The sequence below is a fragment of the Sphingomonas glacialis genome (genome assembly GCF_006439055.1).
Taxonomy (GTDB): Bacteria; Pseudomonadota; Alphaproteobacteria; order Sphingomonadales; family Sphingomonadaceae; genus Sphingomonas; species Sphingomonas glacialis_A.
Genome location: NZ_RCZC01000003.1, coordinates 259,335 through 283,607, shown reverse-complemented (window position 1 = coordinate 283,607; position 24,273 = coordinate 259,335). Strand labels below are relative to the sequence as shown.

Genomic DNA, 24,273 nt, shown 5'->3' with positions numbered 1-24,273 from the left:
GGATGCCGGGACGCGCCCGGCATCACGGCGATGGGATGGATGCTTGCCGTCAGCGCGGCTTGCGGAACTTGAAGACGAACTGGTCGGTCTTGCCGCGGATCGCCGGGTCGAACACCTTGGCGCTGTGATCGTCGGCCGGATTGCGCAGGACATCGCTCTCGCCGACGAACTGGAAACCGGCCTTGGCGACCTCGGTCTTGACCACCGCCGGGTCGATCCGATGCTTGGTGTCGGTACCGGTCAGGCCCGTGCCCGCGGCATCGGCATGGTCGATCACGAGATAAATGCCGCCGGGCTTGAGCGCCTTGAACGCCTCGGCATTCATCTGGTCGATCCCGGCTTCGCCCGCGCCATTGTTGGCGAGATCGTGATAGTTCTGCACGCTCCAGACCAAATCGACCGGCTCAGACGCCGCGACGATGCCCGATCCGAGCACCTTGACCGTCACGTTCGACAGATGCCGATCCTCGAGCGCGGTCGCGCCCTTGCCGGCATATTTCGCCATCGCCGCAGGCCATACCGAATAGACATGTCCCGACGTGCCGACGACGCCCGTGAAGATGCGTGTCCAATAGCCAGAACCCGGCAGGAAATCGAGCACCTCGTCGCCTGGCCCGACGCCCGAGAAAGCGAGCACTTCGGCTGCCTTGCGCCGCGCGTCATCGGTCGTCTGATCGGCACGCGCGGGGCTGGCGAGCGCGGTCGCGACCGCCTTCTGCGTCTGCTTCGCATTGTGCACCGAAGCCGGGACCCCGGCTGCCGTTGCTACCGTGGCGATCAACGCCGTTGCCGCCACGCCCGTCAGAAATGCTCGCATGTCCCGTCTCCCCTCGTGTGATGCTCCCGCTAGACGTCGAGATTGGCGACGTTCAGCGCATTCTCCTGGATGAATTCGCGGCGCGGCTCGACGACGTCGCCCATCAGCCGCGTGAAGATCTCGTCGGCGACATCGGCCTGTTCGATCTCGACGCGGAGCATCGAGCGGACCTGCGGATCGAGCGTCGTCTCCCACAATTGCTCGGCGTTCATCTCGCCGAGACCCTTGTAGCGCTGGATCGCGAGGCCCTTGCGGCCGGCGGCGAGGATCGCGTCGAGCAGCTGCGACGGCCGTGCGACCATCGTCGAACCCTTGGCAGCGGTCGCCACCGGCGCCTGGGCCGGTGCCTCGGTCGCCGCTACGCCATCCTCGGCCGCATCGGCTTCGGCCTGCGCTGCTGCCGCTGCCTTGGACGAGACGATCCGCGCGGTCTGTTCGTAGGCTTCCTGCTGCTCGACCGCGAGGCCGTGCAGCTTGCGCGCCTCGGCCGAGCCGAGGAACGCGCCTTCGATGATGTGATGATCGGTCACGCCGCGCCACACGCGCTCGACATGGAAGCCGCCATCCTCGGCCAGCCGCGCCGACCAGCGCGCCTCGGGATCGCCAGCATCGAGCCCGCGCACGACCTGCACGACGACTTCGCGCCGCGCCTCGAGATCGAGCGCCGGATCGAGCGCACCACCCATCGCCAGCGCCTCGACGATCGTCGGATCGTAGCGCCGCGGAATGTAGCGCATCAGCGTGCGCATCCGCCGCGCATGGTCGACCAGCATCCGCAGATCCTGACCCGAGCGCGACCCGCCCTGCACGCCCTCGAGCACGGTACCGGCGACGCCCGCCTCGACGAGATATTCGTCGAGCGCGCTATCGTCCTTGAGATACACTTCCGAACGCCCACGCGTCGCTTTGTAGAGCGGCGGCTGTGCGATGTAGAGGTGCCCGCCGGTGATGATCTCGGGCATCTGGCGGTAGAAGAAGGTCAGCAGCAGCGTGCGGATATGCGCGCCGTCGACGTCTGCGTCGGTCATGATGACGATCTTGTGGTAGCGCAGCTTCTCGACGTTGAAATCGTCGCGGCCGATGCCGGTGCCCATCGCCTGGATCAGCGTACCGATCTCCTTCGACGACAGCATCCGGTCGAAGCGCGCGCGCTCGACGTTGAGGATTTTGCCCCGCAGCGGGAGGATCGCCTGGAAGTGGCGGTCACGCCCCTGCTTGGCCGAACCGCCGGCCGAGTCACCCTCGACCAGGAACAGCTCGGACTTGGCGGGGTCGCGCTCCTGGCAGTCGGCGAGCTTGCCCGGCAGCGAGGCGATATCCATCACGCCCTTGCGCCGCGTCAGCTCGCGCGCCTTCTTGGCGGCTTCACGCGCGGCGGCAGCGTCGATGATCTTGGCGACGATCGCCTTGCCGTGCGCGGGGTTCTCCTCGAGCCATTCGGCGAGCTTGTCGGCCATCAGCGATTCGAGCGGCTGACGCACCTCGGAGGAGACGAGCTTGTCCTTGGTCTGCGAGCTGAACTTCGGATCGGGCAGCTTGACTGAGACGATCGCGGTGAGGCCCTCGCGCATGTCGTCGCCGGTCAGCGTGACCTTCTCCTTCTTGAGGAGCCCCGACTTCTCGGCGTAATTGTTTAGCGTGCGCGTCATCGCCGCGCGGAACGCCGCCATGTGCGTGCCGCCGTCGCGCTGCGGGATGTTGTTGGTGAAGGCGAGGACGTTCTCGTAATACGAGTCGTTCCACTCGAGCGCGACGTCGATCGTCACGTCGTCGCGCGTTCCCGAGATCGCCACCGGCTCGGGCATGAGCGGCACCTTGTTGCGATCGAGATACTTCACGAACGCGGCGATCCCGCCTTCGTAATAGAGCTCGACCGTCTTGAGATCGGCGTGGCGCGCATCGTTGAGATACAGCCGCACGCCCGAATTGAGGAAGGCGAGCTCGCGGTAGCGATGCTCGAGCTTGTCGAAGTCGAACTCGGTGATCTTGAAGGTGGCGGGCGACGGGAAGAAGGTGACGCGCGTTCCCTTCTTGCCCGGCGCGGGGCCGACGATCTTGAGCGGGGCCACCGCATCGCCGAACGCGAAGCGCATGTAATGCTCCTGCTCGTCGCGGAAGATCGTCAGGTCGAGCCATTCGCTGAGCGCGTTGACGACCGAGACGCCGACGCCGTGCAGGCCGCCGGAAACCTTGTACGCGTTGTCGTCCGAGGTGTTCTCGAACTTACCGCCGGCGTGGAGCTGGGTCATGATGACCTCGGCCGCCGAAACGCCTTCCTCGGTGTGGATGCCGGTCGGGATGCCGCGGCCGTTATCCTCGACCGAGACGGAGCCATCGGCGTTGAGCGTGATGTCGATCCGGTCGCAATGCCCGGCGAGCGCTTCGTCGATCGCATTGTCGGAAACCTCGAACACCATGTGGTGGAGGCCCGAGCCATCGTCGGTATCGCCGATATACATGCCGGGGCGCTTGCGAACTGCGTCGAGGCCTTTCAGCACCTTGATCGAGTCGGCGCCGTAATCATTCGTATTGGGGTCTTCTGCCATGCCGAGCATATAGGGTCGACGGCCGGAAAACGGAAGCAAAATGGCACTTTCCGGCCCGGGACGCAGGCGTCCCGGGCCGGATGCGCGTCACTTGCCCATGATGAAGGGCAATTGCCCGCCGCCGGCGCTGTAGGTCGGCAGCTTGCCGTCCCATTTCTCGATCGCGCGCTGGCGCAGGATCTCGGGATTGGCGCGCAAGGCGTCGCCCTCGATCTGCGAGGATTTCGCCTTGCCCTCGGCGTCGGCGATGCGCGCGTCGGCATTGGCCTTCACGGTCGCGACGTTCGCCTGTGCGGCAAGCGCGGCCTGTTCGTTGGCGATCTTGGTGTTGATCTGGTTGAGCACCTGATCGGGCACGCGGATGTTCGACGCCCAGTAGAGCTGCTCGACATGCAGCCCGACCGGCTCGAAATAGCGATCGACATCGCGTTGCACCGCCGAGAGCAACGCCGCTTTCTTCGGGCCATAGATCTCCTCGACGCCGAGCCCGGCGGCCTCCTCGTTGAGTGCGCTGCGCACCGCGTTGCGCAAGGGTCCGGCGACGATCCCCGCCATGTCGATCCGGTATTTCTGGAACAGGATCGGCGCCTTCACCGGATCGACGCGATACGCCACCGACACGTCGGCCGAGAGGTTCAGGCCGTTGCGATCCTGGAAAGGGAATTCCTCGTCGACGCCGGTCTGTTCTGTCGCCGACTTGGTCCAGGCATAGGTCGAGGTGTAGATCGGATATTCGAAGATGTTGGTGCCGAACGGCGTGAAATACCAACCGACGCCGAGCGCATGATCCGCGACGCCCGCCGCGCTGCCGAAATTGCTCACCTTGATCCCGACATGCCCCGGCTCGACGCGGCTGCACGAGCTCATCGGCAGGATCGCGATCAAGGGGATCAGCAGCAGGGGGGCGAAACGAACGAGTCTAGTCATGGTCCTTGTCCAGCAGGAGGAGGGTGAATTCGCGCGTCAGCGCAGTCACCGACAGGAAGCCGGCGACGAGCGCGACGAGCGCGATCAGCGCCGCACCGACATCGGCAGCGTCGCTATGCAGGTTGAACAGCGTGGGGATGACGAAGCCGAAACAGGCCAGCTCGCAGACGAGCAGCCCCGCGCAGCGCAAGCCAAAGCCGACGAGCCACAGATCCAGCGATTTCATGGGAAGAGCGAGCCTTCGGAACGCCCCCGATAGGATGCCGGGGCCGCAGCGCATCGAGTGATGCGCAAGGCGGAATATCTGCTTGTTACGGGAGCGCTACAACGGGAATCGGCATCCGCGCGGCGCAATCATGCATGCATTGGCTGCACGATGAAAAACGGCCCCGGCGAGGATCGCCAGGGCCGTGATTGGGGTCAGAAGCGGTCGGCGCGCTGGCCGAGCAGGGTTACCTCGACGCGGCGGTTCTGGCGCATGCCCTGCGGCGTGGTGTTCGGGGCGACCGGGCTCGCCTCGCCATGCCCCACCACCGAGAAGCGCGCACGCGTCACGCCCATCTGGTCGAACGCGGTGCGGACCGCATCGGCGCGGCGCTCGGACAGCGCCTGGTTATGCGCGTCGGTGCCACGCGAGTCGGTATAGCCGTCGATCGCGACGCGCACGCCCGATTCCGAGCGCAGATAATTGGCGAGCGTGCGCAGCTTGTCGATCGCGCCGGGGCGCAACACCGCGCTGTCGGTGGCGAACAGCACATCCTCGTCGAGCCGCATCATCGCGCCGCGCGAGGTCTGGCGGAAGCCATAGCCGCGCATCGCACCGCGATCCCAGCCGCCGCCCTGCGGACCACGCTGCTCGACGACGACGACACGGTCGCGCGATTCCCAATCGAAACGATCGCGGCGCGGGCCGGCGACCTGGGCGAAGGCGCGGTTCGCAGCATCGGCCTCGCGCGGCTGGACGCGGCCGTCGCGGTTATAGTCGAAATTGCGCATCACGAACGCGCGACCACGGTTGGTCTCGCGCAGTTCGGGATAGAGGATCGGCACGCCAGCGCCGATCAGGCGATACTCGCGGTCGCCGTGGCGCCCGCCGCCCCAGTCCCAGCGGTCCTGTGCGGATGCGGGGGCAACGCCCGCGCCGAGCGCGATCGCGGCGGCGGTTGCGGCGAGAATGGTCTTGCGAAATGTCGTCATCGGATACTCTCCATGGCCCCCGCCATACAGGGGCAGATGCAGCCGATCGCTTGAACGCGGCGTGAGTTCCGCCGACAGCCTGCGTTCAGCCGCCGCCCAGCGTCAGCCGCACGGCACCCCGCCCGAGATCGGTGAAGAGCGCATCCTCGGTTCCGGTCATCCACACCTGGCCCTTGCCCGCGAGCCGCTCGAACAGCGCCGCGCGCCGCACCGGATCGAGATGCGCCGCCACTTCATCGAGCAGCAGCACGGGCGGGCTGCCGGTGCGCTCGGCGACGAGATCGGCATGCGCGAGGATCAGGCCGAGCAGCAACGCCTTCTGCTCGCCGGTCGAACACAGGCCTGCCGCCTGGCCCTTGCCGAGATGCGTGACCGCCAGATCGGTGCGATGCGGCCCGACCAGCGCGCGCCCCGCCGCAGCATCTCGCGCGCGGCTCTGCGCGAGATCGGCGGCGAGCGTCGCGCCCGCGCCAGTCCAGCCCTCGAGCGCCAGCCCGGCGCGCGCGAACGGACCCTCGGCCTGCCCCGCGAGCCGCTCGGCGAGCGCCGCGACCGTGTCACGCCGCGCGGTATCGAGCGCTGCGCCATGTTCGGCCATCTGCGCCTCGAGCGCCGAGAGCCATTCGCGGTCGGGCGGCACATCCTCGGCGAGCAACCGGTTGCGCGCGCGCATCGCGGCTTCGTAGCGATTGGCATGCACCGCGTGGCCCGATGCCAGCGCGAGCGTCAGCCGGTCGAGGAAGCGGCGGCGCTCGCCCGCGGGCTCGACGAACAGCCGGTCCATCGCCGGGGTCAGCCACAGCACCGTCAGCCACTCGGCGAGTGCGGTCGCCGCCACCGGCGAACCCTGGACACGAACGATGCGCCGCTCGGGCGCCGCGGCTTGCGTTCCGGTCGCGATCGCAACGTCGCCGATCAGGTCGGCGGCGACCCCGAGGCCCCCTGCCCCAGCCTGTCGTGCCATCTCGCCGAGCGCTGCACGGCGCAAACCGCGGCCGGGCGCGAGCAGCGATACCGCTTCGAGCACGTTGGTCTTGCCCGCGCCATTCTCGCCGGTGAGCACGATGAAGCCGGGACCGGCGGCAATCGTCAGATCGGCGTGGTTGCGAAAATCGGTCAGGACGAGACGCGTCAACATTGTCGAGCGCCTTAGCCGGTTTCGCAGCGAGATCATGAGCCTTTTGTCATGGAACGTTTACGACGCGCTGCGCGCTACCGGCTCGATCCTTCGAGGAGTTTCCCATGCGCTTGCCCCCGATCGCCCCAGCCGATCTCACCGACGAACAAAAGCCGCTCTACGACGATATGAAGCACGGGATCGCCTCGAGCTTCAGCGCCTTCAAGACGATCGATGCCAATGGCGCGCTGATCGGACCGTGGAACCCGTGGCTGCACGAGCCGGTGATCGGCAAGGGCGTCTGGGAGCTGACCAAGGCGATGACCGCGCAGGCGACGCTCGCCGACAAGCCACGCCAGATCGCGATCCTCGTTACCGGCGCGCATTTCGATGCGGCGTACGAAATCTACGCGCATGTCGCAGTCGCCGAGACCGAGCCGATGTCGCCACAGCGGCTGTCGCAGCTGTGCGCCAACATCAAGCCGGGCGATCTCTCGGCCGAAGAAAGCGTCGCGTACGACGTCGCCTTCGCGCTGGTGAACGGCGGGGTGCTGCCCGAGCCGTGCTACCGCCTCGCACTCGACACGTTCGGGCAGCATGGCACCAACGAGCTGATCTATCTCGTCGGCCTGTACGCGCTCGTGTCGATGACGCTCAACGGCTTCAACGTGCCCGTTCCCGAACGCGAGTGACCGCCGCGGCACGACTCCGAAAAAGTCACGTCTTATCCGATGGATCGCTCGGAACATCCCGTCGGCGCGATCGTATTGAACCCCAGGCCCCGTCCGCGCGCGCCGAACGAAAGGTATCCCGTGACCGATACGAACCGAGCCGTAGCGGTGCCCGTCATCCGCCACCCGATCCACGCGTTCCTCGGCCCCGTGCCGATCGTCTGCTTCACCGGCGCGCTTGCCACCGACCTCGCCTATGCCGCGAGCGCCGACATGCAATGGGCGAATTTTTCGGCGTGGCTGCTGTTCGTCGGCATGGTCTTTGCCGTACTCGCGGCGATCGCAGGGATCATCGATTTCAGCCGCAAGCGCGGCATCCGCCGGCAACGTCCCGCCCGCCTGCATAGCGTCGGCAATCTGGTCGTGATGGTGCTCGCGCTGATCAACAACTTCGTTCACAGCCGCGACGCCTGGACATCGGTCGTCCCCGCCGGGCTGACGCTGTCGGTGCTGACCGTTGCGGCGATGATCGTCACCGCGCTGATCGGTCGCCCGATCGTCTATCGCACGACCCATGGGGAGATCCAGTAATGCGCGCTCTGCTTCGCACCGCCGCGCTCCCCTGCGCCGCGCTGTTCGCTCTGGCCGGCTGCAGCGATAGCGGCGCGTCGTTCGATCGCGATAGCCAGGTGGGCCCCAATCCGGTGCTGCCAACGCCCAACCAGTATCTCATCCCGCCGATGCATATCGCCAAGGCAGTCGGTTGGAAGGCGGGCGAAACGCCGCGCGTTCCGGAGGGGCTGCAGATCCGTGCGGTCGCCACCGGGTTGCAGCATCCGCGCCAGCCGTACGTCCTCCCCAACGGCGACGTGCTCGTCGTCGAATCGAACGGCCCGGGGACCGAGCCGATCGAGCGTCCCAAAGATTTCATCATGGGCTGGGTCCAGGGCTTCGCGGGCGCTGGCGCCAAAGGTGGCAACCGCGTCACGCTGCTGCGCGACACCAATGGCGACGGGATTCCCGACCAGCAGAGCGTGTTCCTCGAGAACCTCTATTCGCCGTTCGGGATCGTGCTCGTCGGCGGCGATCTGTACGTCGCCAATACCGACGGGATCGTCCGCTTCCCCTATGTCACCGGCCAGACGAAGATCACCGCGAAGGGCACGCTGCTGACCGCGCTCCCGGGTGGGCCGATCAACCACCATTGGACGAAGAGCCTCACCGCCAGCCCCGATGGCAGCAAGCTCTATGTCGGGATCGGCTCGAACAGCAATATCCTCGAAAACGGCCGCGCCGCCGAGGAGGAGCGCGCGCGGATCTGGGAAGTCGATCGCGCCACCGGCGCACATCGTCCTTATGCGACGGGTCTGCGAAACCCCAACGGACTGACCTTCAACCCGCAGACCGGGCAGCTTTGGGCGGTGATCAACGAGCGCGACGAGCTCGGGCCGAACCTCGTGCCCGATTACATGACGTCGGTGAAGGACGGCGCCTTCTACGGCTGGCCCTACAGCTATTACGGCCAGCACGCCGACCCGCGGGTGCGTCCGCAGCGCCCCGACATGATCGCCAGGGCGATCGCGCCCGATTATGCCTTGTCGAGCCACGTCGCGCCGCTCGGGCTGACCTTCTACACCGGGGCGAACCTACCCGCAGCGTACCAGAACGGCGCGTTCATCGGCGAACATGGCAGCTGGGATCGCGGCGAGTTGAACGGCTATCGCGTGTCATTCGTGGCGTTCGCCAATGGAAAGCCGGTCGGCAAGGCGAAGACGATCGTCGATGGCTTTATCGGGGGCAATGGCGCAGCGCGCGGTCGTCCGGTCGGGCTGGCGGTCGACAAGCAGGGCGCGCTGCTGATTGCCGACGATCTCGGCGATACCGTTTGGCGCGTGTCGGCAACGGGTAAGTAACACTAAAGCCCCTCCCCTTCAGGGGAGGGGTTGGGGGTGGCGCCGTGCCTGCACTCCAGCGTCGGATTGGCCGAGACGTCCCCACCCCAACCCCTCCCCTGAAGGGGAGGGGCTAAGGAAGGTTCAGACGCGCATCGGCATTAGCACGTACAGCGCCGACGACTTGTCGTTCTCGCGGATCAGCGTCGGGGCTGCGGCATCGGCGAGATGGACCTCGATCGTGTCGCCTTCGAGCTGGCCGAGAATGTCGAGCAGATAGCGGCTGTTGAAGCCGATCTCGAACCCGAGCGCGACATATTCGCCGGGCACTTCTTCCGCCGCGGTGCCGTTTTCAGGCGACGTCACCGACAGGATGATCTTGTCGCGATCGAGCGCCATCTTGACCGCGCGGGTCTTCTCGGTCGCGATCGTCGAGACGCGATCGACGCCTTCTTCGAAGCTGCGCGGATCGATCTTTAGGATCTTGTCGTTGCCGGTCGGGATGACGCGGCTGTAATCGGGGAAGGTGCCGTCGATCAGCTTCGAGGTCAGCAAAGCCTGCCCCAGATCGAAGCGGATCTTGGTCGGCGACAGCGATACGCCGACCGAACCGTCGACCTCGTCGAGCAGCTTGCGCAGCTCGGCGATGCATTTGCGCGGAATGATCACGTCGGGCATCGACTCTGCGCCCTCGGGCCGCGGCATCGTCACGCGCGCGAGGCGGTGGCCGTCGGTCGCAGCAGCCTTGAGCACCGGGCCCGCCCCGCCTGCACCGCCATCGTCCGACACATGCCAGAAGATGCCGTTGAGATAATAGCGCGTTTCCTCGGTCGAGATCGCGAAGCGCGTCTTGTCGATGATCTGCTTGAGCGTCTCCGCTGGCAGTTCGAACGAGACGGGCAGCTCGCCCTCGGCGATCACCGGGAAATCGTCGCGCGGCAGCGTGCCGAGCTGGAACTTCGCGCGGCCGGCCATGATCGTCATCTTGCCGTCGGCTGCCGCCAGCGACACCTGGCTACCCTCGGGCAGCTTGCGGCAGATGTCGAAGAAGGTGTGCGCCGACACCGTGGTCGCGCCAGGCTGGTCGACCGCGGCGGCGATCGTCTCGTTGATCTGCAGGTCGAGATCGGTCGCCATCAGCTTGAGCCCGCCCTCGGCCGTCGCCTCGATCAGCACGTTCGACAGGATCGGGATGGTATTGCGCCGCTCGACCACGCTTTGCACGTGGCTGAGGCCCTTCAACAGGGTCGCGCGTTCGATCGTCGCCTTCATGTCGTTCCCCCGGGCCAGATCGCCCAAACATCCCACCGAATCCGTGCACTTTTCAGCACATTCGGGGGCAATACGCCGTGTCCCTTTCCTTAAACATAAAAGGGGCCGGAGCAAGCGCTCCGACCCCCTTCTTGTCGCGGCAAAAGCTTGCCGGTCTGGTTCAGAAACGGACACCCAGCCCGACGACGACCTGGTGACGGTCGGTGTTGACGTCGAAATTGTTGGTGTTGCCGCCATTGGCATATTCGAGCCGCGCATCGCCATAGTTCGAATAGCGATACTCGACCTTGGCGTAGGTGGTGCGGCCGATCTTCTGCTCGACACCGGCGCCGACGCGGTAGCCGTCGAGGTTGTAGTGGTTGCCGGTGGTCGTCGTGCCGTTGTTGGCGGTCAGGTCGAGCCGCGCGTTGGTGTAGCCGCCCTTGGCGTAGATCATCGTCTTGGGGGCGACGACATAGCCGAGGCGCCCACCGACATAGAGGTCGCGGCCGGTCTTGACGCGGCCATAGCCGAGCGCGCCGGCGCTGGTGGGGGCGTTGCTGACGTCGGCGGTCGAGCCGGTGACTTCGCCCTCGACGCCGACCACGACGCCATGGAACGCGGCGTCATAGCCGATATCGCCACCATAGGTCAGGCCGTCGGCCTTGCGGTTGCTGTCGATGTCCGAATTCGGGCCACGACCGGGCTGCAGCTTGTCATAGCCGAGGATCACGCCGGCGCGGGGACCCGTGAAGGTCGCGTCGTCGCGAACCGGCGCGGGCGGCGGGCCGTCCTGGGAGAAAGCGGGGGCGGCGAGGCCGAGCGTGAGCGCTGCGGTTGCAGCGGTGAGAGCGAACTTGCGCATTGGGGTAACTCCATTGGTACACATCCACCGATCCCTGGTGGGACTGCACAAATAGGTGGCGCGGGCGCTCGTTGCATGAACCTCAGACAACGGGATAAGGCGTTGCTATTGCGCCACACGGGGTTGAAAGCGTCGCCATGGATTCCAACGCCCAGAAGCCGCCACGAAGCGGCCGCGATTACATCGCGCGGCATGGCGAGACAGTGTTCAACGCCGCCGGACGCCTGCAGGGCGACCATCCGCACACCCCGCTGACGCGCGCTGGATTCGCCCAGGCCGACGAAATGGGCCATGCGCTGCGGGGGCTGTTGGGCGCCAAACCCGCGCTGACCTTATGGGCCTCCCCCACCGGGCGGGCGCTGCAGACGCTGGCGGTGATCGCCGAGCATCTCGAGCTCGATTGGCATGCCGCGCGGACCGATGCCCGGCTCGTCGAGATCGGCACCGGAAGCTGGGGCGGGCGCTATTACGCCGATCTCGCCGACGCCGGCGTCAAGGTCGTCGACCGTGCGAACGGGCTGCTTTTCCCGGCAGAAGATGGCGAAACCTATCCCGAGATTGTGGCGCGTGTGTCAGGATGGCTGTCCGATACCGACGACGATTCCGGCGACCGCCTTGTCATCATGCACGGAATTTCGAGCCGCATTTTGCGCGGCGTGATGACCAATTCCGCGAATCTCGACGGCTATGGTGCGCCTGCCGCACCGGGTCTGCCGCAAGGATCGGTCGTGCTGATCGAGCGCGGGGCCGAGTCGATCGTCCATCGCGGCGCCGGGCACGCGCCGGCATGATGCCGCTGGCGGCGCTCGCGCTGCTGGTCGCCACGCCCGGCGCGGCGCGCGATTCGCTCGGTGTGTTCGATCGGTGGGGTGCCTTTAGCGATGCGACGCCGCGCCGCTGCTATGCGATCGCGCAGCCGGTCGAGGCCGGTGGGGCCTCGCGCTGGCGCCCGTTCGCGAGCGTCGCGACCTGGCCCGGTCGCGGCATCCGCAACCAATTGCACATCCGCCTGAGCCGCGAGCGCAACCCGCAGTCGCGCGTCACGCTCTCGCTCGGCGAGCGGCGTTTCGAGCTGGTCGCGGGCCCGACCGATGCCTGGGCCCCCGATGCGCGCACCGACTCGGCGATCGTCGCCGCGCTGCGTGCGAGCCGCAGCATGAGCGTCGAGACGCTCGCCAAAACTGGCGCGCCGTTTGCCGACGTCTATGCCTTGCGCGGGGCGGCGACAGCCATCGATGCGGCGTCGCTCGGGTGTGTCGGGCGGTGATCCGCGCAAGCAACCTGCACGGGCGGATCGCCGTCGCGGCACAAACCCAATCGCGCTACGGCGTATAATTGCCATCGAACTTTTTCAGGTCGTCATCGATCTCATACCAGGCCGGTTTCGACGCGACGTTCAAATGCGCCGTTGGACGAAGCCCCGGATCATCGTCCAGCGCCGATGCGGCGACGACGTAGATCGCCCCCGATTGCAGTTCGCCCAGCGCTGATCCGCATGCCCGGCAGAACGCCCGGGCGTGAGTCCACGGTTCCTGCGGCAGTATCCGCGCGATCTGTTCCGCACCGCGGATCAAATGGAAGTCCTCGGCAGCGCCGATCAGCACCGCCGCGAACACCCCTTCTGCCTTGCGACAGCGGCTGCAATGACAATAACTGAGGGAGCGCGGCCGGCCCGAAATCTCGAAGGCCACCGCACCGCAAAGACAGCTTCCATTGATCATGAGCGCCTCCTCCATTTAAGAACATAAAAAGAACGTGCGCCATGGTCAACCTGGTGGCGACGGAGCCTGCCACGCGGGTGGAAAAATTGCTGCAAATCGACTACAGCACCGCAATGCCCAATTCTGCGACGACCCTCATGGCTATTCCCGGCCATATCGACCCCGTTCCCGTGCCCCGCGCGCTCGTACCGCGCAGCGATGGGCGGATCGACCTGCTCGGCCTCTCCAAGGCCGATCTGCGGCTCGCGCTCGAGACCTCGCAGCTCGACCCCAAACAGGCGAAACTCCGCGCGAAACAGCTGTGGCACTGGATCTACAATCGCGGCGTGCGCGACTTCGCGCTGATGACCGATATCGCCAAGACGATGCAGCCGTGGCTCGAGCAGCGCTTCGTCATCTCGCGCCCGCAAGTGGTCGAGGCGCAGGTGTCGAACGACGGCACGCGCAAATGGCTGCTGCGCTCGGACGACGGCAACGATTACGAGATGGTGTTCATCCCCGATGCAGACCGCGGAACGCTGTGCGTGTCGAGCCAGGTCGGCTGCACGCTGAACTGCAGCTTCTGCCACACCGGCACGATGCGGCTGGTGCGCAACCTGACGGCAGGCGAGATCGTCGGCCAGGTGATGCTTGCACGCGACGCGCTCGGCGAATGGCCGAGCCAGCCCGAGGGACGGATGCTTACCAACATCGTGATGATGGGCATGGGCGAGCCGCTCTACAATTTCGACAATGTCCGCGATGGCCTGAAGATCGTGATGGACGGCGACGGGCTCGGCCTGTCGCGCCGCCGGATCACGCTCTCGACCTCGGGCGTCGTGCCGCTGATGGCGCGCGCGGGCGAGGAGATTTCGGTCAACCTCGCGATCTCGCTCCACGCCGTGACCAAGGAAGTCCGCGACGAGCTCGTGCCGATCAACAAGAAATACGGCATCGAGGAATTGCTCCAGGCGTGCGCCGATTATCCCGGCACCAACAATGCGCGGCGCATCACCTTCGAATACGTCATGCTCAAGGACAAGAACGACAGCGACGCCGATGCGCGCGAGCTCGTCCGCCTGCTCAAGCATTACGACCTGCCGGCGAAGGTGAACCTCATTCCGTTCAACCCGTGGCCGGGCGCTCCGTACGAATGCTCGACCCCTGAGCGGATCAAGTCCTTCTCGAACATCGTGTTCGACGCCGGGATCAGCGCGCCGGTGCGCACGCCGCGCGGGCGCGACATCGATGCGGCGTGCGGCCAGTTGAAGACCGCGAGCGAGAAGCTCAGCCGCGCCGAACTCGATCGCCAGGCCGAGGCGAAACTCGCCGCGCTCGGCTGACCTCGCCCGTCACCCCGGGCTTGTCCCGGGGTCCACCGTGCAGCAAGAGCAGCGCGAGCAGGATGTGCGGCGCGGTGGATGCCGGGACAATACCGGCATGACGAGGGTAGGATGGATCTGACGACAATCGCGCTCGCCGCGGGCGCCGGTATCCTCGGCGGGGCGATGAATGCGCTCGCCGGCGGGGGCACCTTTGCGACACTCCCCGCGCTGATTGCGCTCGGCCTCCCCGCCAACACCGCCAATGCGACCTCGAACGTGGCGCTGCTGCCCGGAGCCGCCACCAGCGCCTGGGCGTTTCGCGACGAACTCGCGCCGATCGGCGGGGTCCGCGTGCGTACGCTCGCGGCGATTACTTTCGGCGGCGGTCTGGCGGGGAGCGCGTTGCTCGCGCTGACGCCGACGCACGTGTTCGACCTGGTGATCCCGTGGCTGTTGCTCTTCGCTTTCGGCGTCTTGGCTTTCGGTGCGGGCGCTGCCGACGCGCTGCGCCGCCGGGTGGCGATCGGGACGCGCACGCTGATCGTCGCGCAAGGCTTGCTCGGCATCTACGGCGGTTATTTCGGCGGTGGCGTCGGGCTGATGACGACCGCGATCTACGGCCTGCTCGCAGGCGTCTCTCCGCGCGCACTGTTCGCACCGCGCACGCTGATGCTCGCGGTCGCAAATGCCGCCGCCGCGATCGTGTTCATCGCGGTCGGCCTCGTTGCGTGGAGCGCGTGCCTGCCGATGCTCGCGGGCGGGATGCTCGGCGGTTGGGGCGGAGCGCATATCGGCAAGCGGCTGCCCGCGGGCGTGGTGCGCGGCTGGACGCTGCTCGTCACAGCGGTGACGACCGGCGTGTTCTTCTGGCGCGCCTACGCCTGACGCCGTTCAGCGCGCGGCGCCACCCTGCAGCGCGACCAACGCCGCGACGAGCTTGGGATCGTCCGACTCGGCGATCGCCGCCTTGTACGCGGTGCGCATCTTGGTGACTTCGGCGGCCCATTGCTCGGGTTTGAGCTTGGGCTGCGTCAGGATCAGTTCCGCCGAATGGCACGCAGTGCAATTCGTGCTGATGATCTCGGCGCTCGCGGGGAGGACGACGGTCTCGGTCGGCAGCGTCATGCTTTGCGAGCCCAGCGCGATCGTTTGCGGCGCGCCGCCGCCGTCGTGCGTCTCGCCCGGCGTCGCATAACGCTGGCAACCGCCAAGCACGAGCAGCAGCGCGATGATGGGAGCGGCCCTGTTCATGCCACGGTGACCTTCGCGGTCTCGATCACGTTGCGCATATAGCCGCCCGGGTTCCAGATCGGATCGGCGGCTTGCGTGACGCCGCGCAAATTGGTCGTGCGCACCGCAACCGTGTGGCTGCCGCGCGGCAGGACGGCGGCCCAGCGCCGGAAACCGTACGCCCCGTGATCGCGCCCGAGCTGTGCCGCATGCCAGCTCTTGCCCGCATCGATCGACCATTCGACCTTCGCGACCCCGGCATCGCCGCCCATCGCGATCCCGCGCACGGCCTGCGCATCGGCCTTGGTGAAGAAGGCGCGCGGCAGCATCCGGCCGATCGGCATGGTCGGGAAATCCTTCGCGCCGGGTATGACGCTCGCGCGCGGCGCGGTCGGGACGCGGTACGCCTTGTCCATCCAATAGCCCGTGTCGGGGGCGGTCAGCACCTCGATCGAATCGAGCGCCTTGACCCAATAGGTCGAGTAATAGCCCGGCACGATGAGGCGCAGCGGGAAGCCGTTGAGCAACGGCAGCTGCACTCCGTTCATCCCGTACGCCACGATCACGTCGCGGCTGCGCGCCTGCGCGAGCGTCAGCGTCTTGGCGAACCACGGCGCGTCACCCGGCGGCCGGTCGAGCCCGGCGAAGCGGACATGCTGCGCGCCTGCCCCGATTCCGGCGCGGTCGAGCAAGTCGGAGAGCCGCACGCCGGTCCACACCGCATGCCCCATCGCGCCATTGCCCCATTGCGCGCCGGGAACGCGCGGGGCGAACAGGCCGCGCGAATTGCCCGAACATTGGTTGACCGCGGCGATCTCGACCGCGGGCAAGCTCTGGATCGCATCGAGCGACAGCGACAGCGCGCGGGTGACGGCGCCCTTGATCTGCAGGCGGAACGCGGCGGCATCGACCGACAGCGGGATGTCGGCATAATGCCAGCGCACGAAGAAGCGGTCGTTGGGCGTCGCCGGATTGTCCGACAGAGCGCCGTCGAACGCCGCCATCGGCGTCTCGAGCAGCGGCCCACGCGTGCGCTGCAGGATCATCCCCGTCTTGCCGGGGAACGCATCGGTCAGCGGACGCCGGCCATCGTTTTCCGAGAAACCGAGATCGACCAGCGACTGCGCCCACAACGGACTGCTCGCGAGCGCGCCTGCTCCGAGCGCCAGCGCACCGCGTCGGCCGATCTGCTGGCGCAGCGCGTCATCCATGCTGGATCGCCAGCGGGGCAAAGCGCGCGACCTGCTGGCCGACCATCCGCAGCTGCTCGAGCACCGCGGGATCGTTCGCGCCGCCTTCGTCGTCGAACTTGGTCACCTGCGAATTGACCGCGGCGGCAAATGGCGTCGGCCAGCCGCGCAGCGCGTGGACGATCGAGCGCAGCGCCGCGATCGTGCTGCCCGTCGCCTGCCAGCCATACGCGGTCGCGATCAGCCCGACCGGCATGTCGGCGAGGTACGGGCGGACTTCGTCGCGCGCGGTCTCCTCGAGCAGATCGAGCGCATTCTTGACGACGCCCGAAATGCTGCCGTGATAGCCCGGCGACGCGATGATCAGTGCCGAGGCCTGGCGCACCGTATCGACGAAATCGCGCTCTTCCGGGGTCCGCGTCGTCGCCTTGGGATCATAGAGCGGCAACCGCCCCATCTCGGCGCCGCCGAACAGCCGGGTGCGGAAACCTTCCTCGCCCGCCGCCTCTAGCGCGATCGCGAGCGCGCGCTCGGTCGACGACGTGCCGCCGATCGTGCCGCCGATGCCGACCACCAAGGGCTGGCTGGATGCAGGCGAAGCGGAGAGAGCGTCGGACATGAACAAGGCTTTCGGCAGAGGGGCGCGACCGCCTGACGCCATTGTGATAGCGTTGTCAGGGGCCCGCCTCAAGATGGAAGTCGCGCGTGACCCTACGCTGCGGCCCCCGGATTCGGCAAGCGATGCCGGAGGTCGCTGCGGGGAACGTCTCGCTTGCTCGCCTGTCGGCTGCTACAGCCATGGCGATGTCGCCTCCCCGCTTGCACCGCCTGTTATGCATGACTAATACACATACTCGTCGTTGCGGGATCTAGTCATGCGTTTCTTCTCCTCCGATCGCGACGCGGACGCGCGCAACCCCGATGATGCGCTCGAACTGACGCACGGCATGCCGCCGCCAGAGCGGCGCGTCGACCCGGCCTATCCGCCGCAGCCGGCTTTCGATTACGAGCGCTATGCGGCGCAGATCCCAGCGGTACGCCGCCGCAATTATATGCGCTGGATCATGCGCGGCGTCGCAGCGCTGATCGTATTGTTCGTGTTCGCGGTCGGCTGGCTGGCGGTCACCGCGCCGCTTTCGAAATCGCTCCAGCCGCCGACGCCGCCGAGCATCACCTTGCTCGCCGACGACGGCCGTCCGTTTGCGCGACGCGGCGCGGTGATCGACGCGCCGGTCGATGCCGCCAAGCTGCCGAAAAACGTCACCAACGCCTTTCTCGCGATCGAGGATCGCCGCTTCCGCTCGCATTGGGGGATCGACCCGCGCGGCATCGCGCGCGCGTTCTTCCACAATGTGACCTCGAAAGGGCGCGACCAGGGCGGCAGCACGATCACGCAACAGCTCGCCAAGAACGCCTTCCTCGATTCGGACCGCACCGCGGCGCGGAAGATTCGCGAAGTGATGATCGCCTTCTGGCTCGAGGCATGGTTGACCAAGGACCAGATCCTGTCGCGCTATCTGTCGAACGTCTATTTCGGCGACAACGTCTATGGCCTGCGCGCGGCAGCGCGGCATTACTTCGCGCGCAAGCCCGAGAACCTCTCGATCGGCCAGGCGGCGATGCTCGCCGGACTGGTCAAGGCGCCGTCCAAGCTGGCGCCGACGACCAACCTGCAGGGCGCGCGCGATCGGGCGCGGCTCGTCGTCGCGGCGATGGTCGACGCCAAATTGCTCGACAAGGACGAAGCCGCCGACGTCCGGCCCGCGCGCGTCGTTCCCGAAGCGAAGGCGCCGCTGCCCAACGGCACCTATTTCGCCGATTGGGTGCTCCCCGCCGCGCGCGACCATGCCGGAGAGATCGCCACCGAATCGACCGTGCGGACGACGCTCGACCGCCGTCTCCAGGGCGCTGCCGAGCGCGCGGTGAAGCGCGCGGGGCTCAAACAGGCGCAGATCGCGCTCGTCGCGATGCGGCCCGACGGGCGTGTCGTCGCAATGGTCGGCGGGCGGTCCTATGCCGCGAGCCCATTCAACCGCGCGACGCAGGCGCAGCGCCAGCCGGGGTCGGCGTTCAAGCTGTTCGTCTATCTCGCCGCGATGCGCAGCGGGATGACCCCCGATTCGGTGGTCGACGACAAGCCGATCACGATCGCCAATTGGTCGCCGAAGAACGCCGATGGGCGCTATCTCGGGCCGATCACGCTGCGCCAGGCGTTCGCGCGCTCATCGAACGTGGCCGCGGCGCGGATCACGCAGCAGGTCGGCGTCGCCAAGGTCATCCAGGCGGCGCGCGACCTCGGTGTTTCGACCGCGATCCCCAATGAGGCGACGATCGCGCTCGGCACGTCGAGCATGTCGCTGCTCGAACTGACCGCCGCCTATGCCGCAGTCGCCGCCGAGCAATATCCGGTGCGCCCGCGCGGGCTCGAGGACCCGCCCGAGCGCGGCGTGCTCGCGACATTGACCGACCGAACACACGCGCTCGACGGCACGGTGCACGACGAGATGCTCGACCTGCTCTCCGCCTCGGCCGAGACCGGCACGGGGCGTGCCGCGGCGCTGTCGGTCAAGACCTATGGCAAGACCGGCACCACGCAGGACAGCCGCGACGCGCTGTTCATCGGCTTCGCCAACGGGCTGGTCGTCGGCGTGTGGGTCGGCAATGACGACAATACCCCCAATGCCGGCCTGTCGGGTGGCGGCGTGCCGGCACGCGTGTGGCGCGATTTCATGCAACAGGCACTGGGGGTCGGCGCCGCGCAAGTCGCCGCGCCGGCCGAAGACGAAATGGTCGATCCCGATGCCGCCAACGGCTTTGGCGAGACACTCGAGAATTTCCTCGATCCGTCGAACATCCCGCCGGTCGAGGGTGAAATCCGCGGGGTCGGGCGCGTGCGGCTGCGCAATGGCGAGCTCGATTTCCAGTCGAACCGGCCCGACGAGCGCGATCGTCGGCGGCGCGACGACCCCGACGAACGGGCACCGGCGCGCGATCCGCGCGATTATGAGGACGATCGCTGATCGGGCGAGTTGACGCCGCCCGACCGGCCCCGCAAGACCGCGCCATGCGCTTCTTCTCCGACAATGCCGCCCCGGTCCATCCGGCGATCTTCACCGCGATGGCCGATGCCAACGTGCTCGACACCGCTTATGACGGCGACCGCTGGAGCAAGCAGCTCGATGCGCGGTTTTCGGAGCTGTTCGAGACGGAGGTGCGCGCGTTGTGGGTGCCGTCGGGCACCGCGGCGAACTGCCTCGCGCTCGCCGCTTTGTGCCCGCCGCACGGCAGCATCGTCTGCCACCGCGAATCGCACATCCAGAACGACGAATGCGGTGCGCCCGAATTCTACACGCATGGTGCCAAGCTGTTCCTCGCCGATGGCGAAGGTGCAAAGCTGACGCCGGAAACGATCGGCGCTGTGCTCGACGCGACGCGCTACGACGTCCACCAGACACAGCCGCATGCGATCTCGATCACCAACGCGACCGAATATGGCCGCGTCTATTCGCCCGCCGAGGTCGCCGCGATCGGTGATCTCGCCAAGGCGCGCAAGCTCGCGCTGCACATGGACGGCGCCCGCTTCGCCAATGCGGTCGCCTCGCTGGGATGCTCGCCCGCCGACGTAACGTGGCGTGCGGGTGTCACCGCGCTGAGCTTCGGCTTCATCAAGAATGGCGGGATGAACGCCGAGGCGCTGATCTTCTTCGATACCGCGCTCGCCGATGCGACGCTCTATCGCCGCAAGCGCGCCGGGATGCTGCTGTGCAAGGGCCGCTTCCTCGCGGCGCAATTGCTCGCGATGACCGAGGGCGATCTGTGGCTCGATCTCGCGCGCAATGCCAATGCGGGCGCGGCTTTGCTGGCACAGGCTGCAGGCGACCGGCTGGTCCATCCGGTCGAGGCGAACGAGGTGTTCATCCGCGTGTCCGCCGCCGAAGCCGCAAGCCTGCGCGCGCTCGGCTTCGATTTCTACGATTGGGGCCCGGGCGAAGCGCGGCTGGTGATCTCGTGGAACCAGGACCCCGCCGACATCCGCCCGCTCGCCGACGCGATCGCGGCGCTTTGAGCACTGGGCCGACGCCCAATTCGAGCAAACTCGCGATCCTGATTCCGTTCGGGATCGTCACGCTGATCTGGGGCTCGACCTGGCTCGTCATTCGCGGGCAGCTCGGCGTTGTGCCAGCGAGCTGGTCGGTAACCTATCGCTTCCTCGTCGCTGGCCTGGTGATGTGCAGCTATGCGCTGATCCGGCGCGAATCGTTGCGGCTCGATGCGCGCGGGTTGCGCTTCGCGGCGCTGCTCGGGCTTTCGCAATTCTGCCTCAACTTCAACTTCGTCTATCGCGCGGAAATGCACATTACGTCAGGGCTGGTGGCGGTGGTGTTCGCGCTGATGCTGCTGCCCAATGCGGTGTTCGGGCGGATCTTCCTTGGCCAGCAGCTCGGGCGGCAGCTGATCGTCGGCATGACGGTGGCGATGGCGGGGGTCACGCTGCTGTTCGTGCGCGAGATCCGGATCGATCCGCACGGGCCAATCGAGGCGCTGACCGGGATCGGCTTCACGCTGCTGGCGATCTTCTCGGCCTCCTCGGCGAACGTGATGCAGGGGACGCAGACCGCACGCGCCTATCCGATGATCCCGATGCTCGGGGTCGCGATGCTGCTCGGCGCCAGCTTCGACGGGGCGTTTGCCTGGGTGACGACGGGCCCGCCGGTGATCGAACTCACGCCCGCCTATCTCGCCGCGACGCTGTATCTCGGGGTGTTCGCCTCGGCGATCGCCTTCCCGCTCTATTTCGGTGTGCTGCGCGTGATCGGGCCGGCCAAGGCGGCCTATTCGGGCGTGCTCGTGCCCGTCATCGCGATGTGCCTGTCGACGCTGTTCGAGGGCTATCGCTGGTCGCTGTTGGCGGGCGCCGGTGCAGCGCTGGTGATCGGCGGATTGGTCATCGCTTTGAGAGCGCGCAGGCCCGCGCGGTAATCAGGGTAGGCCGGGCGCCAGCCGAGCACGCGCTTGGCCTTGGCGTTGGCGATGCGGCGATTCTCGGCATAGAAGCCACGCGCCATCGGCGAGAGCGACTCGAGCGGCACGAACGGCGGCGGATCGCGCCCCAGCAGCGCGGCCGCAAAGGCAATGACGTCGTTCTGGCTCGCCGGCAGATCGTCGGCGAGGTTGTACGCGCCCGCCGGCGCATCGAAGCCCGCGATCACCCCGGCGACGATATCGGCGACATGCGCCCGGCTGAACACCTGGCCCGGCGCTTCGACGCGGTGCGCCGCGCCGGTCGCAACGCGATCGAGCGGCGATCGCCCCGGCCCGTAAATGCCCGGCAAGCGAAACACGCGCGCGCCGAGCGTCAGCCAGGCGGAATCGGCTTCTGCGCGCGCGCTGCGGCGCCCCGTGCCGGTCGGCGCGCTTTCATCGACCCATGCGCCCGCCGCATCGCCATAAACGCCGGTCGAGGACAGATAGCCGAGCCACGCCCCGCTGCGCGCTGCTGCTGCACCATAGGTAACGAGCACGGGATCGATCTCGCCCGCAGGCGGAACCGACGACAGGATGTGGGTCGCAACGGCGATCTCGCGTGCGAGCGCGACGGTGTCGTCGAAACGGATCGTGTCGCCACGGCCATCGCGCGTCGTGCCGACGACCTGCCAGCCCTCGGCGCGCAACCGCGTGGCCAGCGCCTGCGCGGTATAGCCGATGCCGAAGATCAGGAGACGCATGTCATGCCCTTAGCAGGTCCCCGGCGCAGGCCGGGGCCCAGCAGCGCAGGCGGCGGCAGAGGCCGTTGCGTTTGCCAATTCCGTCCGTCCGCCTGGGCCCCGGCCTTCGCCGGGGAACCGAAATCATTTCGCGCCATAGCCATGATAGAGCAACCCGAAGAAGTCGCCCTTGTTCCAGCGCGGCCGCGCGTCACCGTCGGCGATCGCCCGCGCGATTGCGTAATTGGCGTCGACGAAGCGGATCCCCTGCCGCCAGTCGATCGGCTGTGACAGATCGTCCGATGGCTGGTGATAGCGATGCGCGAAGAAGTCGGCGGTCGCCGCCTTGCCCGTCCCCTTCTGCCCCGGCCACAGGAAGACCGAGGGCACGCCCTGCTGGACGAAGCGATAATGGTCCGAGCGCACGAAGATCCCCTGCGCCGGATCGGGATCGGGCGACATCGTCACGCCGAGCGTTCCCACCGCCTGCGCGACGATCGGCCCGAGCGTCGAGCGGTCGGCGCCGAACACCGTCATGTCCTCGAACGCGTAGGACAGGATCGGCATGTCGAGGTTCACATCGGCGACGATCGACGCGATCGGCACGGTCGGGTGCTTCGCGAAATAGTCCGAGCCGACCAGCCCCTTCTCCTCGGCGGTGACCGCGAGGAACAGGATCGAGCGGCGCGGGGGCTTGCCCGATGCCTTGAAGCGGCGCGCTTCCTCGATCAGCGCGGCGATGCCGACGGCATTGTCCTCGGCGCCGTTATAGATCGTGTCGCCCTTCGCATCGGGCGTGCCGACGCCGAGATGATCGAGATGCGCCGACAGCACGACGACCTCCTTGCCGAGCTTGGGATCACTGCCCGGGATCATCCCGGCGACATTGCCGCTGGTCGCTGGCTCGAAACGCGTTTTCAGCGCGACCGTCGCGCCGATGTTGAGCGGCATCGCGCGGAAGCTCGCGTTGCTGTCGGCGGCGCGCACCGCGATCCCGGCCCAGGGCGTCTTGGCTTGCGCGAACAGCTTGGCAGCCCCCGTCCCGCTCAGCGTCGCGAGGATCGGCACGCCCGGCGCCTCGCCCGTGCCGTCGGCGCGCGCCCAGGTCGTGCGCGGCCGGTCGAAGCTCGCGCCGCTCTGCGGCAGCGCCGCGCGCGTCAGCACGATCGCGCCGACCGCGCCGTGCGCCGCGGCGATCACTGCCTTGGTCGCCGGACTCGAGAAATGCGCGCGCTCCTCGCTCTGGAAGCTGAGCGGCGCGCCGCCGAAAAACGCGACGATCTTGCCGCGCACATCGACGCCGGCATAATCGTCGCGCTTGTAATCGGGCGCGACGAGCCCGTAGCCGACGAACACCACCGGCGCATCGAGCGCGGTCTGCGCCGCGCCGGCGACCACGCCCGGCATATAATCCTCGCCGAACACCAGCCCGACCGGCGCCGCACCGGGCCGCGTCAGTACGACATCGCCCTTGTCGGCGGCGCGATACGTGACGAGCGGCACCTTCTGGATATAGCTGCCGCCATCGCCCGCGGGCTTGAGCCCGGCGGCAAAGAATTGCGCGGCGACATACTCCGCGGCGATGCGATATTCGGGGCTCCCCGCCTCGCGCCCGCGCAAGGCGTCGGAGGCAAGGAACAGCACATGCGCCTTCATCGCGGCCTGATCATCGGGCAGCGGCGCGTCCTGGGCGATCGCCGCCGGCGTCATCGCGATCGCCGCCAGCGCGAGGAACCGGATCTTCATGTCTGCCCTCATTCTGTGTTTCGCCGCGGTAGCACAGGGCCGCGCACGCACAAGCGGCGCGATTTCGGTAGCGAGCGGCAAACAGCGCCCCTAC

24 protein-coding genes are annotated in these 24,273 nt (G+C 67.4%); 10 read left to right on the top strand and 14 right to left on the bottom strand.

What is annotated here, in order from left to right:
• Positions 1-49: 49 nt before the first annotated feature.
• The 6 genes from EAH76_RS13145 to recF form a co-directional block, all read right to left on the bottom strand.
• Complete coding sequence (locus EAH76_RS13145; protein WP_140850727.1) at positions 50-817, bottom strand: class I SAM-dependent methyltransferase; 768 nt, start codon at positions 815-817, stop codon at positions 50-52.
• A gap of 29 nt (positions 818-846) precedes the next feature.
• Positions 847-3,363 (bottom strand): DNA topoisomerase (ATP-hydrolyzing) subunit B, encoded by a 2,517-nt coding sequence (gyrB, locus tag EAH76_RS13140; protein ID WP_140850726.1) that lies wholly within the window; start codon positions 3,361-3,363, stop codon positions 847-849.
• Positions 3,364-3,450: 87 nt separating this feature from the next.
• The gene (locus tag EAH76_RS13135; protein ID WP_194151001.1) at positions 3,451-4,290 is read right to left on the bottom strand and encodes an SPFH domain-containing protein; all 840 of its coding nucleotides are present in this window, start codon (positions 4,288-4,290) and stop codon (positions 3,451-3,453) included.
• Entirely contained in the window at positions 4,283-4,516 is a 234-nt protein-coding gene (locus tag EAH76_RS13130; protein WP_140850725.1) for a hypothetical protein, read from the bottom strand. Before EAH76_RS13130 ends, EAH76_RS13135 begins: the two co-directional genes overlap by 8 nt.
• 194 nt (positions 4,517-4,710) lie before the next feature.
• Positions 4,711-5,487: an OmpA family protein gene (locus EAH76_RS13125; RefSeq protein WP_140850724.1), complete on the bottom strand. Its 777-nt coding sequence runs from the start codon at positions 5,485-5,487 to the stop codon at positions 4,711-4,713.
• An 85-nt stretch (positions 5,488-5,572) separates the two neighbouring features.
• Positions 5,573-6,625, bottom strand: coding sequence for a DNA replication/repair protein RecF (gene recF, locus EAH76_RS13120; RefSeq protein ID WP_140850723.1), 1,053 nt, complete (start codon positions 6,623-6,625; stop codon positions 5,573-5,575).
• A gap of 104 nt (positions 6,626-6,729) precedes the next feature.
• Between recF and EAH76_RS13115 the strand changes: the two genes are divergently transcribed.
• From EAH76_RS13115 to EAH76_RS13105, 3 genes are all read left to right on the top strand, one after another.
• Positions 6,730-7,296 (top strand): carboxymuconolactone decarboxylase family protein, encoded by a 567-nt coding sequence (locus EAH76_RS13115; protein WP_140850722.1) that lies wholly within the window; start codon positions 6,730-6,732, stop codon positions 7,294-7,296.
• A gap of 120 nt (positions 7,297-7,416) precedes the next feature.
• Positions 7,417-7,866, top strand: a complete 450-nt coding sequence (locus EAH76_RS13110) for a DUF2231 domain-containing protein (RefSeq protein WP_140850721.1) — start codon at positions 7,417-7,419, stop codon at positions 7,864-7,866.
• A complete protein-coding gene (locus tag EAH76_RS13105; RefSeq protein ID WP_140850720.1) occupies positions 7,866-9,188 on the top strand; it encodes a PQQ-dependent sugar dehydrogenase in 1,323 nt (440 codons plus the stop codon). Before EAH76_RS13110 ends, EAH76_RS13105 begins: the two co-directional genes overlap by 1 nt.
• 123 nt (positions 9,189-9,311) lie before the next feature.
• Here EAH76_RS13105 and dnaN read toward each other — a convergent pair whose 3' ends face one another.
• Both dnaN and EAH76_RS13095 read right to left on the bottom strand, forming a co-directional pair.
• The gene (gene dnaN, locus EAH76_RS13100) at positions 9,312-10,439 is read right to left on the bottom strand and encodes a DNA polymerase III subunit beta (RefSeq protein WP_010184420.1); all 1,128 of its coding nucleotides are present in this window, start codon (positions 10,437-10,439) and stop codon (positions 9,312-9,314) included.
• A gap of 160 nt (positions 10,440-10,599) precedes the next feature.
• Complete coding sequence (locus tag EAH76_RS13095) at positions 10,600-11,283, bottom strand: outer membrane protein (protein WP_140850719.1); 684 nt, start codon at positions 11,281-11,283, stop codon at positions 10,600-10,602.
• A gap of 137 nt (positions 11,284-11,420) precedes the next feature.
• On the opposite strand from EAH76_RS13095, the gene EAH76_RS13090 reads away from it, so the two are divergent.
• Both EAH76_RS13090 and EAH76_RS13085 read left to right on the top strand, forming a co-directional pair.
• Positions 11,421-12,074 carry a histidine phosphatase family protein gene (locus tag EAH76_RS13090; protein ID WP_140850718.1) on the top strand — a complete coding sequence of 218 codons (654 nt, stop codon included), beginning with the start codon at positions 11,421-11,423 and terminating at the stop codon, positions 12,072-12,074.
• The gene (locus EAH76_RS13085; RefSeq protein WP_194151000.1) at positions 12,071-12,550 is read left to right on the top strand and encodes a hypothetical protein; all 480 of its coding nucleotides are present in this window, start codon (positions 12,071-12,073) and stop codon (positions 12,548-12,550) included. Before EAH76_RS13090 ends, EAH76_RS13085 begins: the two co-directional genes overlap by 4 nt.
• 55 nt (positions 12,551-12,605) lie before the next feature.
• On the opposite strand, the gene EAH76_RS13080 is transcribed toward EAH76_RS13085, so the two are convergent.
• On the bottom strand, positions 12,606-13,004 hold the full coding sequence (locus tag EAH76_RS13080; RefSeq protein ID WP_161989036.1) for a GFA family protein: 399 nt from the start codon (positions 13,002-13,004) through the stop codon (positions 12,606-12,608).
• A gap of 113 nt (positions 13,005-13,117) precedes the next feature.
• Here EAH76_RS13080 and rlmN point away from each other — a divergent pair, with 113 nt between their 5' ends.
• Together rlmN and EAH76_RS13070 are read left to right on the top strand one after the other, a co-directional pair.
• Entirely contained in the window at positions 13,118-14,326 is a 1,209-nt protein-coding gene (gene rlmN / locus EAH76_RS13075; RefSeq protein ID WP_140850716.1) for a 23S rRNA (adenine(2503)-C(2))-methyltransferase RlmN, read from the top strand.
• 111 nt (positions 14,327-14,437) lie between these two features.
• Complete coding sequence (locus EAH76_RS13070) at positions 14,438-15,193, top strand: sulfite exporter TauE/SafE family protein (RefSeq protein ID WP_140850715.1); 756 nt, start codon at positions 14,438-14,440, stop codon at positions 15,191-15,193.
• Positions 15,194-15,199: 6 nt separating this feature from the next.
• Here the strand turns inward: EAH76_RS13070 and EAH76_RS13065 are convergent, their stop codons facing one another.
• The 3 genes from EAH76_RS13065 to EAH76_RS13055 are packed head-to-tail and all read right to left on the bottom strand — an operon-like array spanning position 15,200 to position 17,347.
• Positions 15,200-15,559, bottom strand: coding sequence for a cytochrome C nitrite reductase (locus EAH76_RS13065; RefSeq protein WP_140850714.1), 360 nt, complete (start codon positions 15,557-15,559; stop codon positions 15,200-15,202).
• Positions 15,556-16,749 carry a molybdopterin-dependent oxidoreductase gene (locus EAH76_RS13060; RefSeq protein ID WP_140850713.1) on the bottom strand — a complete coding sequence of 398 codons (1,194 nt, stop codon included), beginning with the start codon at positions 16,747-16,749 and terminating at the stop codon, positions 15,556-15,558. Before EAH76_RS13060 ends, EAH76_RS13065 begins: the two co-directional genes overlap by 4 nt.
• Complete coding sequence (locus EAH76_RS13055; RefSeq protein WP_140850712.1) at positions 16,742-17,347, bottom strand: NADPH-dependent FMN reductase; 606 nt, start codon at positions 17,345-17,347, stop codon at positions 16,742-16,744. The genes EAH76_RS13060 and EAH76_RS13055 overlap by 8 nt, the downstream gene beginning before the upstream one ends.
• 256 nt (positions 17,348-17,603) lie before the next feature.
• Between EAH76_RS13055 and EAH76_RS13050 the strand changes: the two genes are divergently transcribed.
• From EAH76_RS13050 to EAH76_RS13040, 3 genes are read left to right on the top strand one after another with little or no spacing between them, the layout of a single operon-like run.
• Complete coding sequence (locus tag EAH76_RS13050) at positions 17,604-19,748, top strand: transglycosylase domain-containing protein (RefSeq protein ID WP_140850711.1); 2,145 nt, start codon at positions 17,604-17,606, stop codon at positions 19,746-19,748.
• Positions 19,749-19,792: 44 nt separating this feature from the next.
• Positions 19,793-20,794: a threonine aldolase family protein gene (locus EAH76_RS13045; RefSeq protein ID WP_140850710.1), complete on the top strand. Its 1,002-nt coding sequence runs from the start codon at positions 19,793-19,795 to the stop codon at positions 20,792-20,794.
• Positions 20,791-21,708 (top strand): DMT family transporter, encoded by a 918-nt coding sequence (locus EAH76_RS13040; RefSeq protein WP_140850709.1) that lies wholly within the window; start codon positions 20,791-20,793, stop codon positions 21,706-21,708. Before EAH76_RS13045 ends, EAH76_RS13040 begins: the two co-directional genes overlap by 4 nt.
• On the opposite strand, the gene EAH76_RS13035 is transcribed toward EAH76_RS13040, so the two are convergent.
• A complete protein-coding gene (locus EAH76_RS13035) occupies positions 21,618-22,454 on the bottom strand; it encodes an NAD(P)-dependent oxidoreductase (RefSeq protein ID WP_140850708.1) in 837 nt (278 codons plus the stop codon). The genes EAH76_RS13040 and EAH76_RS13035 overlap by 91 nt on opposite strands.
• A gap of 123 nt (positions 22,455-22,577) precedes the next feature.
• On the bottom strand, positions 22,578-24,179 hold the full coding sequence (locus EAH76_RS13030) for a M28 family metallopeptidase (RefSeq protein ID WP_140850707.1): 1,602 nt from the start codon (positions 24,177-24,179) through the stop codon (positions 22,578-22,580).
• Between the last annotated feature and the right edge of the window lie 94 nt (positions 24,180-24,273).